The organism is Streptomyces sp. NPDC020996 (genome assembly GCF_040641355.1).
GTDB lineage: Bacteria > Actinomycetota > Actinomycetes > Streptomycetales > Streptomycetaceae > Streptomyces.
On record NZ_JBFADM010000079.1, the window covers coordinates 19,570 to 33,844 of the forward strand.

Sequence of the window (14,275 nt, forward strand, 5' to 3'; positions counted from 1 at the left end):
GCGCCGGGCCGTGCGTCAGAGGCGCTCGGGGGTGCGGATGCCCAACAGGGCCATGCCCTCGTGCAGGGTGCGGGCCGTGACCTCGCACAGGAAGAGGCGGTTCTCGACCTGCTCGGGCGTCTCGGCCTTCAGGACCGGGCACTTGTCGTAGAACGAGGTGTACAGGGACGCGAGCTGGTACAGATACGCCGTCAGCTTGTGCGGGGCGTACTCCCGCGCGGCCTCCGCGACCGTCTCCGCGAACTGGTCCAGGTGCAGGCCCAGGGCCCGCTCCGGGGCGGTCAGCTCCAGCTCCGGGTGCGCGGCCGGGCGCGCCTCGCCGGCCTTGCGGAGGATCGACCGGATCCGGGCGAAGGCGTACTGCAGGTACACGGACGTGTCGCCGTTCAGCGACACCATCTGGTCCAGGTCGAACTTGTAGTCGCGGCTCGCCGACGTCGACAGGTCCGCGTACTTCACCGCGCCGATGCCCACCTGGGCGCCGCGCTCGGCGATCTCCTCCTCCGACAGGTCCTGCGCCTTCTCCCGCACCACGGCGCTGGCCCGCTCGATCGCCTCGTCGAGCAGGTCCACCAGCCGCACCGTCTCACCCTCACGGGTCTTGAACGGCTTGCCGTCCTTGCCGAGGACCGTGCCGAACGCGAGCTGGGCCGCCTGCACGTCGTCGTTCAGCCAGCCGGCCCGGCGGGCGGTCTCGAAGACCATCCGGAAGTGCAGCGCCTGGCGGGCGTCGACGACGTACAGCAGGGAGTGCGCCTTCAGGTTGAAGACGCGGTCGCGGATCGCCGACAGGTCCGTGGCCGCGTAGCCGTAGCCGCCGTCGGACTTCTGCACGATCAGCGGGACCGGGTTGCCGTCCGGGCCCTTGATGTCGTCGAAGAACACGCACAGCGCGCCCTCGGAGCGGACCGCCACGCCGGACTCCTCCAGCAGGCGGCACGTCTCGGCGAGCATGTCGTTGTAGCCCGACTCGCCGACGATGTCCGCGTCGCGGATGTCCATGTCCAGCTTCTCGAAGACGGAGAAGAAGTAGATCTTCGACTCGTCCACGAACTTCTGCCACACGGCGAGCGTGTGCGGGTCGCCGGCCTGGAGGTCCACCACCCGGCGCCGCGAGCGCGTCTTGAACTCCTCGTCGGAGTCGAACAGCTTGCGGGCGGCCTTGTAGAGGCGGTCGAGGTTCGACATCGCCTCCTCGCCGGTGACCTCGGACGCCTTGTGGTCCAGCTCGTGCGGGTGCTCGTCCAGGTACTGGATGAGCATGCCGAACTGGGTGCCCCAGTCGCCGATGTGGTGGCGGCGGACCACCGTCTCGCCGGTGAACTCCAGCAGCTTGACGACGGAGTCGCCGATCACCGCGGAACGCAGGTGGCCGACGTGCATCTCCTTCGCCACGTTCGGCTGGGCGTAGTCGATGACCGTGGTGCCCGGAGCGTCGGCGTACGGCACGCCGAGACGGCCCTCGGGGTCGGCGGCCCGGGCGGCGAGGTTGCGGGTGATCGCCTCGTCGGTGACCGTGATGTTGAGGAAGCCGGGCCCGGAGACCTCGACCTCCTTGAACAGGCCGCCGGTCTCCACCCGCGACACCACCTGCGCGGCCAGCTCCCGCGGGTTGGCCTTGGCCTTCTTGGCGAGCGCCAGGATGCCGTTCGCCTGGAAGTCCGCCCGGTCGCTACGTCGCAGCAGCGGGTCGGCGTCGGCGGCCTCCGGCAGGGTGGCCGAGAGGGCGGACGCGAGGCGCTGCTGGACGGAATCGCTGAGGGACGTGACCGAGGCCATAGGAAGGGGTGCCGTTCTCCTCGTGGGGATGGATAGACACACTCAGTATCCCATGGGGGGTAAAGCGGTTTTCCCGTGCGCGATCCGGTCTGTGAGAATGGGGTGTCACCCCGTTCAGAAAGAAGGACGTGCCGATCGTGGCTCAGAGCACCGAGACCACCGACTGGGTCTCCCGTTTCGCGGATGAGGTCATCGAGGAGTCGGAGCGTCGGGCCCCGGGCAAACCGGTCGTCGTCGCGTCCGGTCTCTCCCCCTCCGGACCCATCCACCTGGGCAACCTCCGGGAGGTCATGACCCCGCACCTCGTCGCCGACGAGATCCGCCGCCGCGGCCGCCAGGTCCGGCACCTGATCTCCTGGGACGACTACGACCGGTTCCGCAAGGTGCCGGCCGGAGTGGCGGGCGTCGACGAGACCTGGGCGGAGCACATCGGCAAGCCGCTGACGTCCGTGCCCGCGCCGAAGGGCTCACCGCACCCGAACTGGGCCGAGCACTTCAAGGCCGCCATGGTCGACTCGCTCGCCGAGCTGGGCGTGGAGTTCGACGCCATCAGCCAGACCGAGCAGTACACCTCCGGCGCCTACCGCGAGCAGATCCTGCACGCCATGCGGCACCGGCAGGAGATCGACGCCATCCTGGACCAGTACCGGACCAAGAAGGCCCCCGCGAAGAAGACGCAGAAGCCCGTCGACGAGGCCGAGCTGCAGGCCGAGGAGGGCTCGGGCGCCGCGTCCGAGGACGACGGCTCCTCCGGCTCCGCCGGGTACTTCCCGTACAAGCCGTTCTGCGGCAACTGCGAGAAGGACCTGACCACGGTCACGTCCTACGACGACGACACGACCGAGCTGACGTACAGCTGCACCGCCTGCGCCTTCTCCGAGACCGTCCGGCTCAACGAGTTCAACCGCGGCAAGCTGGTCTGGAAGGTCGACTGGCCCATGCGGTGGGCGTACGAGGGCGTCATCTTCGAGCCGAGCGGCGTCGACCACTCCTCACCGGGCTCCAGCTTCCAGGTGGGCGGCCAGATCGTCGGCATCTTCGGCGGCAAGCAGCCCATCGGGCCCATGTACGCCTTCGTCGGCATCAGCGGCATGGCCAAGATGTCGTCGTCGCGCGGCGGGGTGCCGACCCCGGCCGACGCCCTGAAGATCATGGAGCCGCAGTTGCTGCGCTGGCTGTACGCCCGGCGCCGGCCCAACCAGTCCTTCAAGATCGCCTTCGACCAGGAGATCCAGCGCCTCTACGACGAGTGGGACAAGCTCGACGCCAAGGTTGCCGACGGCTCCGCGCTGCCGGGAGACCTCGCCGCGCACGCCCGCGCGGTCGGCACGGCGAGCGGTGACCTGCCGAGGACGCCGAGGCCGCTGCCGTACCGGACGCTGGCGTCGGTCGCCGACATCACCGCCGGCCACCAGGACCAGGCGCTGCGGATCCTGTCCGAACTCGACCCGGACAACCCGCTCGCCTCGCTGGACGAGGCACGGCCGCGCTACGACAAGGCCGAGGCCTGGATCAACACGCACGTGCCCGCCGACCAGCGGACCATCGTGCGCGACGAGCCCGACGCCGAACTGCTGAAGTCCCTCGACGAGGCCTCCCAGCAGTCCGTGCGCCTGCTGCTCGACGGCCTGGAGTCGCACTGGTCGCTGGACGGCCTGACGCACCTCGTCTACGGCGTGCCCAAGGTGCAGGCCGGCTTCGCCGCCGACGCCACGCCCAAGGAACTGCCGCCGGAGATCAAGACCGCCCAGCGGTCCTTCTTCGCGCTGCTGTACCACCTGCTGGTGGGCCGGGACACCGGTCCGCGGCTGCCCACGCTGCTGCTGGCGGTCGGCCAGGAGCGGGTGCGGCGCCTGCTCGGCGAGTAGCCGGCGGCCGGCCGGCACCGGAAGGCGACAGGAAAGGGGCCCTCGCTTCGAGGGCCCCTTTTCTCGTGAACTCGTGAACTCGTGAACTCGTGAACTCGTGCGCTTATGCGCTTATGCGCTCACCTGTCCAGGGGTCAGGCGATGTGCTCGTCCGTCAGTTCCGCGTTGAGGCGGTTGGAGAAGCGGTTCACCATGCGCTTGGCGTCCGCCTCGGGGAGCTCGATGCCGTACGTCGCCTCCACGTCCGCGATGAACCCGCGGGGGGTGGGCGCTCCGTTGCCGCTCTTTATCGACTCACGGAAGACCTGGTAGTACGCGTCCTCGCTGGGCTCCGGCGGGCCGCCGCCCTCACCCAGCTCCCGGGTGCGGCCCGGGCTGACCGGGATGGGGAAGCTGCCGGTCTCCTCCGGGGACGGCTCCTCGGCGAACGGCTCCTCGACGTACTGCTCCTGGTACTGCTCGGCCTGCTGCTGCTCCGCGATCCACTGGGCGTACTGCTCGGGGTCGTACGTGGGGTCGTAGTCGCCGTGGTACTCGATCTCCTGCGGGTGCCGGGCGTGCAGCCAGGGGCTCTCGTCCGGGCCGGGCACCGGCTGCGGCGCGGGCGCCGCCTCCACTGAGCGGATCGCCGCCGGCGCGGCGACCTGCGGCGCCAGCGCCGGCTCCGGCGTCGGCTCCGGCGCGGGAGCCGGCGGCAGCAACGCCGGTTCGATGCCCGCCGCCGCCAGCCCCGCCGGGGCCGTCTCGGCCAGCGGGACCCCGTACCGGGCCAGCCTCAGCGGCATCAGCGACTCCACCGGGGCCTTCCTGCGCCACGCCCGGCCGAACCGCGACCGCAGCCGCGCCTGGTACACCAGCCGCTCCTGCTCCAGCTTGATCACCTGCTCGTAGGAGCGCAGCTCCCACAGCTTCATCCGCCGCCACAGCAGGAACGTCGGGACCGGCGAGAGCAGCCAGCGGGTGAGGCGGACGCCCTCCATGTGCTTGTCGGCGGTGATGTCGGCCATCCGGCCGATCGCGTGCCGGGCCGCCTCCACCGAGACCACGAACAGCACCGGGATCACCGCGTGCATGCCGACGCCGAGCGGGTCCGGCCAGGCGGCCGCGCCGTTGAAGGCGATCGTCGCCGCCGTCAGCAGCCACGCGGTCTGACGCAGCAGCGGGAACGGGATGCGGATCCAGGTCAGGAGGAGATCCAAGGACAGCAGGACGCAGATGCCCGCGTCGATGCCGATCGGGAACACGTAGGAGAAGTTCCCGAAGCCCTTTTTGATCGCAAGCTCGCGGACGGCGGCGTAGGAACCGGCGAAGCCGATGCCGGCGATGATCACGGCGCCGGTCACGACCACACCGATGAGAACGCGGTGCATCCGAGTCAGCTGCAGTGGCGCGGCCACCCGTACTCCCCTCCCCTTGCGTGTTGTTGCGCGCAACAGAGTGGCACATGTGTACGGCGGACATGGTGCCGGTACGCCGGGAGCCCGGCCCGCGAGGGGGGCCGGGCTCCGTCGGAAAGCGGGGCTGAGCTGCGCCTGGGCACCTGGGTGTGACAGTCAGCTCTTCTTCGACGCTGTAGCGGACGAGGACGCCTTCACGGCCTTCGACGCCGACGCGGACGCCGACTTGGACGGCGACGCGGACGCCGGCTTCGACGCCGACTTCGTGGGCGAGGGACTCGTCGTGCCCGAATCCGTGCCGCCGCCCGGGGCCGCGCCGCCGTCGCCGTTGGCCGCCGCCACCGCGGCCACCGCCTCCTTGGCCGCCTTCTCCGCGAGCTTCGCCAGCGTGTCGGCGCTCGGGGTCTTGTCGCCGGCCAGGCCCGCGCCGTTGTAGTCGACGGTGACGACGACGTTCTCCACCCGCGTCACGACCGTCTGCTGCTTGAAGGACCCCTCCTTCTTCTTCAGGTCGTAGCGCACCGACGTCGCCTCGTCGCCGGTCCTGGAGACCGGCTGCGACTTCGTGTTCTTCGCGCCCGCCACCGACTGGGCGTCCGCTATCTGCTTCTCGTAGTACGCGTGCGCCTGCTTGTCGCCCTCGCCGCGCGAGACGTCCGAGTCGAAGCGCAGCAGCGAGACGTTGAGCCAGCGGAACTGCGAACCCTTCACGCCGTTGTTGTCCAGGCTGTTCCAGGAGCAACTCGCCCGCGTCGCCGTGTCGTCGGACGTGCCCTCCTTGCCCGACTTCACGCCCTTGGGCACCAGCGAGGTCAGCGTCTTCTTCGACAGCACGTCACATGACTGCGGCAGCTTGGAGTACGCCGCCGCCCGTACCGTCGGCGACGCGCTCGCGGACGGCGACGCGGTCGCGCCGCCCGGGTTCTTGCCGCCGCCGTCGTCGGAGCCGGAGTCCGAGGAGCAGCCGGCGACGATCAGCATCACCGGCACCGCCGCCGCGCAGACCAGGGTGCGGCCCCTGCCCCTCGCTCGCTGGTCTCGCTCGTTCCGCCGGTCTCGCTGTGCTGGTCGCTGCATGGTTCCTTCACTCATGACACTCGTGGTTCCTGCGGTCGGATCGGGTCCGAGGGGCCACGGTACGCGGTGGGACAGGTGTGCGTTTCCGCTTCGCGCGCTTTGCGGGCGGACGGGCGGGGGTGGGTGAAGGGTGCTAACCGGCCAGCGCGTCGGCCAGTTGGCCGGCCAGCTTCCGGGCCTTGTCCTGCATTTCCTTGCTGTCCGGGACGACGCCGACGGCCGTCGGCTGCTCCTCGTACTCGATGGTGACGATGACGTTCGACGTGCGGAACGCCACAGTCACCGTGCGCCGCTGGGCCGTCGAACCGGAGCTGTCGAGCTCGTCGTCCAGGAACGCCTCGTCGCCCAGGCCGTCCAGCACGCGGGGCTGGATGTCGGACGGGGTGACGGAGGAGGAGGCGCTCGTGCCGGGGGAGGCGCTGGGACCGGTGCTCCCGGCGGACGTGCCCTTGGAGGCGCCCGCGGACTTGCCCTTGGAGGTGGCTTTGGAGGTGGCCTCGGAGGTGCTCTCGGCCGTGTCGGCGGTGGCGGAACCCGTCGGCTCGGGGAGGTCGGCCGCCGTCCGCAGGGCCGCGAACAGGTCCTGCGCCTGGCTGTCGTCGCTCACGGAGTTGTCGTACGACACCACCCGCTCGAGGTCGACGAGGAGATGGTCGGTCGCGGCCGCCGACTGCACCTTCCAGCGGCAGCCGACCTTGCGGTCGGTGTCGTACGTCAGCGTCGCCTCGCCCGCGTACGCCTTCTCCCGCTGGTCCTCGTCCGTGATCTCCTTGATCCCGGGCAGCAGCGAGTCGAGGGTGCCGTGGCCGACCGCGCCGCACGGCTCGGGGAGCGTGCGGTACCGGCCCGGCTGGGCCGCGGCCGTCGCGGTGCCCGCGTCGCCGGGGTTGGCGTTGTCCGTCGGGGTGTCTCCGCCCGAGCCGCCGGTGCAGCCGGTCAGCAGCGCCGCGAGGAGCGCGGCGACGCCGGGTACGTACGCCTTCCGCAGCACGGTCAGGCCCCTCTCGACGGTGGGTGGTGTCCGGTGATCACAGTGTCCCCGCTGGTTATTCGCTTGCCGCACGGGGGCGCTGCCAGAACACAATGTCTATCGCACGCATGGCCGTGGACGCCGGTCCGTCATCCCTTTCGTCGACCTTGGCACCGGTTTTGCGATTTCTGGCTTCTGTTCATTTTCGGGGGAATGAGGACGTCATGTCATACGTGGAGATACCCGGGGCCAAGGTTCCCATCCGCATGTGGACCGACCCGGCGACGGTCGAGGACGGGGCGCTGCAGCAGCTGCGCAACGTCGCGACCCTGCCGTGGATCAAGGGCCTGGCGGTCATGCCGGACGTGCACTACGGCAAGGGCGCGACGGTCGGCTCCGTCATCGCCATGCGGGGCGCCGTCTGCCCCGCGGCGGTGGGCGTCGACATCGGGTGCGGAATGTCGGCGGTGAAGACGTCCCTGACGGCGAACGACCTGCCCGGCGACCTGTCGCGGCTGCGCTCGAAGATCGAGGCCGCCATCCCGGTGGGGCGGGGCATGCACGACGACCCGGTCGACCCGGCCCGCCTGCACGGCTTCGCGACGGCCGGCTGGGACGACTTCTGGCAGCGGTTCGGCGGGGTGGCGGAGGCGGTCAAATTCCGTCACGAACGTGCCGGAAAGCAGATGGGAACGCTCGGAAGCGGCAACCACTTTGTCGAGGTCTGCACGGACACCACCGGTTCCGTCTGGCTGATGCTGCACTCCGGCTCCCGCAACATCGGCAAGGAACTGGCCGATCACCACATCGGCGTGGCCCAGCAGCTCCCGCACAACCAGGGTCTGGTCGACCGCGACCTCGCCGTCTTCATCGCGGACACCCCGCAGATGGCGGCGTACCGCAACGATCTGTTCTGGGCGCAGGAGTACGCGAAGTACAACCGCTCGATCATGATGGCGCTCCTGAAGGACGTGATCCGCAAGGAGTTCCGGAAGGCGAAGCCGGTCTTCGAGCCCGAGATCAGCGCCCACCACAACTACGTGGCCGAGGAGCGCTACGACGGCATGGACCTGCTGGTGACCCGCAAGGGCGCGATCCGCGCGGGCTCCGGCGAGTACGGGATCATCCCCGGCTCGATGGGCACGGGTTCCTACATCGTGAAGGGTCTCGGCAACGAGAAGGCGTTCAACTCGGCGTCCCACGGCGCCGGCCGGCGCATGAGCCGCAACGCGGCCAAGCGCCGCTTCTCGGCGAAGGACCTGGAGGAGCAGACGCGGGGCGTGGAGTGCCGCAAGGACTCCGGCGTCGTGGACGAGATCCCGGCCGCGTACAAGCCGATCGAGCAGGTCATCGAGCAGCAGCGGGACCTGGTGGAGGTCGTGGCGAAGCTGAAGCAGGTCGTCTGCGTCAAGGGCTGAGGCCCGCCGGCGGCGGGACCGCGTCCGTCCGCCGGCCCCGGCGTGCTTCGCGCGCCTGGCGGGTGCGCCTGCTGGGCGTGCCCGCTTCGTGTGCCTACTTCGCGTGCATCACCGCGAAGATCATGACGAAGGCGACGACGTGGATGCCGAAGAGGAAGTAGCCGAGGTAGTACCAGACGTAGCGCTCGCGCTTCTTCTCCAGGGCGAGGCGTCGTTGCTCGGCGTCGTCCGCGGTCGGCATCACAGCTCCCGGTGCACTTTGGTGTTCGACGCCTGGGCGCGCGGGCGCAGGACCAGGAGGTCGACGTTGACATGGCTGGGGCGGGTGACCGCCCACGTGATGGTGTCGGCGACGTCGTCCGCGGTCAGGGGTTCGGCGACGCCCTCGTAGACCTTGGCGGCCTTCGCCTCGTCGCCGCCGAAGCGGGTCAGCGCGAACTCGTCCGTCTTGACCATGCCGGGCGCGATCTCGATGACCCGGACCGGCTGCCCGACGATCTCCAGGCGCAGGGTCTCGGCGAGGACGTGCTCGCCGTGCTTGGCGGCGACGTAGCCCGCGCCGCCCTCGTACGTGGCGAGGCCGGCGGTGGAGGAGACGACCACGACCGTGCCGTCGCCGCCGGCGATCAGCTTCGGCAGCAGCGCCTGGGTGACGTTCAGCGTGCCGAGGACGTTCGTCTCGAACATCGTGCGCCAGTCGGCCGGGTCGCCGGTGGCGACGGGGTCGGCGCCGAGCGCGCCGCCCGCGTTGTTGACCAGCACGCCGACCGTGCGGAAGGCGGTGGCGAACTCGTCCACCGCCGCGCGGTCCGTCACGTCCAGCGGATACGCCGTCGCCGAGTGCCCGGCCGCCTCGATCTCCTCGGCGAGTGCCTCGATGCGGTCCTTGCGGCGGGCGGTCAGCACGACCCGGTAGCCGGCCGCGGCGAGCCGCCGGGCCGTGGCGGCGCCGATCCCGCTGCTCGCGCCGGTGACGACGGCGATGCGGGACGCGGCGGACGGTACGGCGGTGGCCATGGGCTGCTCCTCGGGACGCGTCATTTCGAATGATCGTTGCCGACTACAGGTGACTGCTGGCGACTACAGGCGACTACAGGGTATAGAGCCCGGCTCTCAGTTCCGCGGCGCCCACATGATCACCGCCATGCCGGCCAGGCAGACCAGCGCGCCGGTCACGTCCCAGCGGTCGGGGCGGTAGCCGTCGGCGATCACGCCCCACAGGATCGAGCCGGCGACGAAGATGCCGCCGTACGCGGCGAGGACGCGGCCGAAGTGGGTGTCGGTCTGGAAGGTGGCGACGAAGCCGTACGCGCCGAGGGCGAGGACACCGCCGGTGATCCACGGCCAGCCGCGGTGTTCGCGCAGGCCCTGCCAGACCAGCCAGGCGCCGCCGATCTCGAGGACGGCGGCGACGGCGAACAGGGCGGCGGAGCGGAGGACCGGCATGCCCCGAAGCCTGCCACGCGTGGTTGCGGGCCGGGGTCAGTGGTCCGGCCGGTCGCCGGGTCCGTGGTCGGGGCCGTTCGCGGCGTCGTAGCGCTCGCGGGCTTCGTGGACCTCCTCGATGTGGGTTTCCGCCCAGTCCTTCACCGCGGTCAGCAGCATTGCCAGGCTGCCGCCGAGCGGGGTGAGGGCGTAGTCGACGCGGACCGGGACGGACGGGGTGACGGCGCGCGAGACGATGCCGTCGCGTTCCAGGGTGCGCAGCGTCTGCGTCAGCATCTTGGGGCTGACGCCCGCGATCTTGCGGCTGAGGTCGCTGTAGCGCATGGGGCCGGCGGACAGGGCGGCGACGACGAGGCTGACCCACTTGTCGCTGAGGCGGCCGAGGAGCTGGTTGGTGGGGCAGGCCCGGATGAACGCGTCGTACTCGACACGCGCCCGCTCGCGCCGCTGGGCCGCGGTCGTGGTCGCCATGCTTCCCTCCCGGGTAGGTAGGCACCTACGGGTAACTACTTCCTGATGGATAGTAACTCTTCCTAGGGTTGTTGTCAGCGGGCGAGAAGCACGTCCAAGTGGCGGCGATCAGGGGAGAGTTGACATGCGAGCTGCAGTGGTGACCGAGTTCGGCGGGCCCGAGGCCGTGCGGATCGTGGACGCCGAGGTGCCCGAGCCGGCCGCGCGGCAGGTACGGATCAAGGTGGCCGCGGCCGCGTTGAACCCGGTGGACGCGGGGGTGCGGGCCGGCGCCTTCGGAGGCGCGGGCAAGCAGATCGGGCTCGGCTGGGACGTCGCCGGGACGGTGGACGCGACCGGGGTGGCCACCGCGTGGGAGGCGGGCGACGAGGTCGTGGCGTTGGACTACGGCATGGTGCGGCCGCTGGCCGCGCACGCCGAGTACGTCGTCGTGGACACGGCCGCGGTGGCGAAGGCGCCGGCCACGGTGGACGCGGTGCACGCGGCGACCCTTCCGCTGAACGCGCTGACCGCCGCGCAGGCTCTCGACCTGCTGCGGCCGGCCCCCGGGCAGTCGCTGCTGGTGACGGGCGCGGCGGGCGCGGTCGGCGGGTTCGCGGTCCAGCTCGCCGCCCACCGCGGGGTGTCGGTGACCGCGCTGGCCAGGGAGTCCGACGCGGAACTGATGCGGTCCCTGGGGGCGGCGCACCTGGTGAGCGGCGCGGTGGACCCGGGCGGCTTCGACGCCGTGCTGGACGCGGCGGTGCTGGGCGAGACGGTTCTGGAGTGGGTGCGGGACGGGGGCGCGTACGTCGGCGTCATCCCGCAGGCGCACCCCGCTCCGGTGCGCGGGGCGCGGACCGCCGCGGTGGAGGTGAGCGCCGACGGAGCCCGTCTGGCGCAGCTGGCCGGTCTGGTGGACCGGGGCGTGCTGACGCTGCGGGTGGCCGAGACGTACGCCCTGGAGGACGCCGCCGAGGCCCACGCCCGCCTCGCGCAGGGCGGGGTGCGCGGGCGGCTGGTGCTGATCCCCTGACGCCGGGGGTCCCGGGGGTCCGGGGTGCGTGGGCGTACGGGGTCCTGGGCGCGTGGGCGTACGGGGGGCATGGGCGTACGGGGCCCGGGGGCGCACGGGCCCCGGGTCCTCAGCGCACGCGCTGCGTCGCGTACGCCGTCGGCGGTACGCCCACCGTCGCAGTGAAGTCCCGGACCAGGTGGGCCTGGTCGGCGTAGCCGAGGTCGGCGGCCAGGCGGGCCCAGTCCACGTCCCGGTCGGTCTCGGCGCGTTCCAGGGCCTCGTGGATGCGGTAGCGCAGGACGACCCACTTGGGGCCGACGCCGACGTACGTGGCGAACAGGCGCTGCAGGAGTCGTACGGACAGGCCCTCGGCGCGGGCGAAGTCGCCGACGCGGCGGATGGTGCGGTCGGTGCGGATGTGGTCGGCCAGGGCCATCGCGAGGTCGGCCTGGGGGTCGGGGCGGGGGCCGAGGCCGAGCAGGAAGGCGTCGAGGGCGGCGACCCGGGCGTCCTCGTCGTCCGGGTCCAGCACGGCCGCGGTGTCGGCGTGCGGGAGCGGGACGCGCCGGCCCGTCCACGCGCTCACCGGGCGGTCGGGGAAGAACGGCCGGAAGCCGCCCGGCCGGAACTGGATCCCGCACACCCGCCCGCTGCCCTCCAGCTTCTGCGTGAACAGCTCCAGCCCGATGCCGGCCACCTCGGCGAACGGCTCCTGGCCGGACAGGCGCTGGAAGACGATGTTGACCGACGGGTGTGGGACCACGTGCGAGGCGTACGGCTGGGTGAGGTCGTAGTCGATCAGCCAGTAGTGCTCGAGGTAGGGGCGCAGGGGTTCGGCGGGCTCGCGGCGGCGGAAGTCCACGCGCGCGAAGAGTTCCGCGGCGTCGACGATGCCTCGGGTGTCACGGCGTGGTGCGGCCATACCGGGATCGTAGGACGGCGCACCGACAGCGGGGCGCCCGCGCGGGGCGGCGCTCCGAGGGGGGGGCGGGGGCCGGGAATACGTGGTCGGGGGCCTTCGTTTGGCGGTATAGTTGAACGGTCAACAACTTGGAGGTTGAGCGACCATGCAGTTCGGCATCTTCAGCGTCGGCGACGTCACCCCGGACCCGACCACGGGCCGTACGCCGACCGAGCGTGAGCGCGTCAAGGCCATGGTCGCCATCGCCCTGAAGGCCGAGGAGGTCGGCCTGGACGTCTTCGCGACCGGCGAGCACCACAACCCGCCGTTCGTGCCGTCCTCCCCGACCACCATGCTCGGCTACATCGCGGCGAAGACGGAACGTCTGATCCTGTCCACGTCCACCACGCTGATCACCACCAACGACCCGGTGAAGATCGCCGAGGACTACGCGATGCTCCAGCACCTGGCCGACGGGCGGGTGGACCTGATGATGGGCCGCGGCAACACCGGCCCCGTCTACCCCTGGTTCGGGCAGGACATCCGCCAGGGCATCAACCTCGCCATCGAGAACTACGCCCTGCTGCGCCGCCTGTGGCGCGAGGACGTCGTGAACTGGGAGGGGAAGTTCCGCACGCCGCTGCAGGGCTTCACCTCCACGCCCCGCCCGCTGGACGGCGTACCGCCGTTCGTCTGGCACGGCTCCATCCGCTCCCCGGAGATCGCCGAGCAGGCCGCCTTCTACGGCGACGGCTTCTTCCACAACAACATCTTCTGGCCCGCCGACCACACCAAGCAGATGATCGAGCTGTACCGGGAGCGCTACGCCCACTACGGGCACGGCACGCCCGAGCAGGCGATCGTCGGACTCGGCGGCCAGGTGTTCATGCGCCGCAACTCCCAGGACGCGGTCCGCGAGTTCCGGCCGTACTTCGACAACGCGCCGGTGTACGGGCACGGGCCGTCGCTGGAGGACTTCGCCGAGCAGACCCCGCTGACCGTCGGCTCCCCGCAGCAGGTGATCGAGAAGACGCTCGCCTTCCGCGACTACGCCGGCGACTACCAGCGCCAGCTGTTCCTGATGGACCACGCCGGGCTGCCGCTGAAGACCGTGCTGGAGCAGCTCGACATGCTCGGTGAGGAGGTCGTGCCGGTGCTGCGCAAGGAGTTCGCCAAGGGGCGCCCGGCCGACGTGCCCGAGGCGCCGACCCACGCGTCCCTGCTCGCCGCCGCCCGGAAGGACCGGGCCCAGGCCGAGGCCCAGGAGAAGGAGGAGTCCGTCGCATGAAGCTCGTCGTCGTCTCGGCGGGGCTGAGCGTGCCCTCGTCCACCCGGCTGCTGGCCGACCGGCTGGCCGCCGCGGTGGGCCGGCAGGCCCCGGCCGACGTGCAGGTCGTCGAACTGCGCGAGCTCGCCGTGGAGATCGCGCACCACCTCACCAACGGGTTTCCCGGCCGGAAGCTGGCCGCCGCGCTGGAGGCGGTGACGGACGCCGACGCGCTGATCGCCGTCACGCCGGTGTTCTCGGCGTCGTACAGCGGGCTGTTCAAGTCCTTCTTCGACGTCCTCGACCGGGACGCGCTCGCGGGCACGCCGGTGCTGATCGCGGCGACCGGCGGCTCCGCCCGCCACTCCCTGGTCCTCGAGCACGCCCTGCGCCCCCTCTTCGCCCACCTGCGCGCCGTGGTCGTCCCGACCGGCGTGTACGCCGCCTCCGAGGACTGGGGCGCGGAGGGCCTGGACGGGCGGATCGAGCGGGCGGCGGGGGAGCTGACGGCCCTGACGCGCGGGCTGCAGGCCGCCCGCCCGGCCGGCGACGGTCTTCCGGCCGCCCGGTCGGCCGGGGATGGTCCTCGGGCCGCCCGGTCGGCCGGGGACGGTCTTCGGGCCGCCCGGTCGGCCGGGGACGGTCTTCGGGCCGGCCGGTCGGCCGGGGACGGACCTCGGGCGG

Annotated in this window: 14 protein-coding genes; 5 read left to right on the forward strand and 9 right to left on the reverse strand. The window is 71.4% G+C overall.

Annotation, left to right across the window (positions count from 1 at the left end):
- Window positions 1-15: 15 nt before the first annotated feature.
- A complete protein-coding gene (gene argS / locus AB0G63_RS34825; RefSeq protein WP_360758681.1) occupies window positions 16-1,779 on the reverse strand; it encodes an arginine--tRNA ligase in 1,764 nt (587 codons plus the stop codon).
- Window positions 1,780-1,907: 128 nt separating this feature from the next.
- Between argS and lysS the strand changes: the two genes are divergently transcribed.
- Window positions 1,908-3,647: a lysine--tRNA ligase gene (lysS, locus tag AB0G63_RS34830; protein WP_360758683.1), complete on the forward strand. Its 1,740-nt coding sequence runs from the start codon at window positions 1,908-1,910 to the stop codon at window positions 3,645-3,647.
- Between the two features lie 134 nt (window positions 3,648-3,781).
- Here the strand turns inward: lysS and AB0G63_RS34835 are convergent, their stop codons facing one another.
- From AB0G63_RS34835 to AB0G63_RS34845, 3 genes are all read right to left on the reverse strand, one after another.
- A complete protein-coding gene (locus tag AB0G63_RS34835) occupies window positions 3,782-5,044 on the reverse strand; it encodes a DUF2637 domain-containing protein (RefSeq protein ID WP_360758685.1) in 1,263 nt (420 codons plus the stop codon).
- Between the two features lie 156 nt (window positions 5,045-5,200).
- Window positions 5,201-6,121 carry a DUF3558 family protein gene (locus tag AB0G63_RS34840; protein WP_360758687.1) on the reverse strand — a complete coding sequence of 307 codons (921 nt, stop codon included), beginning with the start codon at window positions 6,119-6,121 and terminating at the stop codon, window positions 5,201-5,203.
- Window positions 6,122-6,254: 133 nt separating this feature from the next.
- Entirely contained in the window at window positions 6,255-7,112 is an 858-nt protein-coding gene (locus AB0G63_RS34845) for a DUF3558 domain-containing protein (RefSeq protein WP_360758689.1), read from the reverse strand.
- 203 nt (window positions 7,113-7,315) lie between these two features.
- Between AB0G63_RS34845 and AB0G63_RS34850 the strand changes: the two genes are divergently transcribed.
- Window positions 7,316-8,509, forward strand: a complete 1,194-nt coding sequence (locus AB0G63_RS34850) for an RtcB family protein (RefSeq protein ID WP_360758691.1) — start codon at window positions 7,316-7,318, stop codon at window positions 8,507-8,509.
- Window positions 8,510-8,603: 94 nt separating this feature from the next.
- Here AB0G63_RS34850 and AB0G63_RS34855 read toward each other — a convergent pair whose 3' ends face one another.
- The 4 genes from AB0G63_RS34855 to AB0G63_RS34870 all read right to left on the reverse strand — a co-directional run bounded on the left by AB0G63_RS34855 (window position 8,604) and on the right by AB0G63_RS34870 (window position 10,426).
- On the reverse strand, window positions 8,604-8,750 hold the full coding sequence (locus AB0G63_RS34855) for a hypothetical protein (protein WP_324786536.1): 147 nt from the start codon (window positions 8,748-8,750) through the stop codon (window positions 8,604-8,606).
- Window positions 8,750-9,526: an SDR family NAD(P)-dependent oxidoreductase gene (locus AB0G63_RS34860; RefSeq protein ID WP_360758708.1), complete on the reverse strand. Its 777-nt coding sequence runs from the start codon at window positions 9,524-9,526 to the stop codon at window positions 8,750-8,752. The genes AB0G63_RS34855 and AB0G63_RS34860 overlap by 1 nt, the downstream gene beginning before the upstream one ends.
- 96 nt (window positions 9,527-9,622) lie before the next feature.
- On the reverse strand, window positions 9,623-9,955 hold the full coding sequence (locus AB0G63_RS34865; RefSeq protein ID WP_360758694.1) for a YnfA family protein: 333 nt from the start codon (window positions 9,953-9,955) through the stop codon (window positions 9,623-9,625).
- 36 nt (window positions 9,956-9,991) lie between these two features.
- Window positions 9,992-10,426, reverse strand: a complete 435-nt coding sequence (locus tag AB0G63_RS34870) for a helix-turn-helix domain-containing protein (protein ID WP_360758696.1) — start codon at window positions 10,424-10,426, stop codon at window positions 9,992-9,994.
- 124 nt (window positions 10,427-10,550) lie between these two features.
- Between AB0G63_RS34870 and AB0G63_RS34875 the strand changes: the two genes are divergently transcribed.
- On the forward strand, window positions 10,551-11,441 hold the full coding sequence (locus AB0G63_RS34875; protein ID WP_360758698.1) for an NADP-dependent oxidoreductase: 891 nt from the start codon (window positions 10,551-10,553) through the stop codon (window positions 11,439-11,441).
- Between the two features lie 109 nt (window positions 11,442-11,550).
- Here AB0G63_RS34875 and AB0G63_RS34880 read toward each other — a convergent pair whose 3' ends face one another.
- A complete protein-coding gene (locus AB0G63_RS34880; RefSeq protein WP_360758700.1) occupies window positions 11,551-12,345 on the reverse strand; it encodes a helix-turn-helix domain-containing protein in 795 nt (264 codons plus the stop codon).
- Window positions 12,346-12,490: 145 nt separating this feature from the next.
- Between AB0G63_RS34880 and AB0G63_RS34885 the strand changes: the two genes are divergently transcribed.
- Window positions 12,491-13,612: an LLM class flavin-dependent oxidoreductase gene (locus tag AB0G63_RS34885; RefSeq protein ID WP_360758702.1), complete on the forward strand. Its 1,122-nt coding sequence runs from the start codon at window positions 12,491-12,493 to the stop codon at window positions 13,610-13,612.
- A partial coding sequence (locus AB0G63_RS34890) for an FMN reductase (protein ID WP_360758704.1) occupies window positions 13,609-14,275 on the forward strand: 667 nt, incomplete at its 3' end. The genes AB0G63_RS34885 and AB0G63_RS34890, both read left to right, overlap by 4 nt.

Coding starts and splice junctions, on each gene's coding strand:
- argS (WP_360758681.1), bottom strand. CDS start 1,779: ATGGCCTCGGTCACGTCCCTCAGCGATTCCGTCCAGCAGCGCCTCGCG.
- AB0G63_RS34840 (WP_360758687.1), bottom strand. CDS start 6,121: ATGCAGCGACCAGCACAGCGAGACCGGCGGAACGAGCGAGACCAGCGA.
- AB0G63_RS34850 (WP_360758691.1), top strand. CDS start 7,316: ATGTCATACGTGGAGATACCCGGGGCCAAGGTTCCCATCCGCATGTGG.
- AB0G63_RS34855 (WP_324786536.1), bottom strand. CDS start 8,750: ATGCCGACCGCGGACGACGCCGAGCAACGACGCCTCGCCCTGGAGAAG.
- AB0G63_RS34860 (WP_360758708.1), bottom strand. CDS start 9,526: ATGGCCACCGCCGTACCGTCCGCCGCGTCCCGCATCGCCGTCGTCACC.
- AB0G63_RS34865 (WP_360758694.1), bottom strand. CDS start 9,955: ATGCCGGTCCTCCGCTCCGCCGCCCTGTTCGCCGTCGCCGCCGTCCTC.
- AB0G63_RS34870 (WP_360758696.1), bottom strand. CDS start 10,426: ATGGCGACCACGACCGCGGCCCAGCGGCGCGAGCGGGCGCGTGTCGAG.
- AB0G63_RS34875 (WP_360758698.1), top strand. CDS start 10,551: ATGCGAGCTGCAGTGGTGACCGAGTTCGGCGGGCCCGAGGCCGTGCGG.
- AB0G63_RS34880 (WP_360758700.1), bottom strand. CDS start 12,345: ATGGCCGCACCACGCCGTGACACCCGAGGCATCGTCGACGCCGCGGAA.
- AB0G63_RS34885 (WP_360758702.1), top strand. CDS start 12,491: ATGCAGTTCGGCATCTTCAGCGTCGGCGACGTCACCCCGGACCCGACC.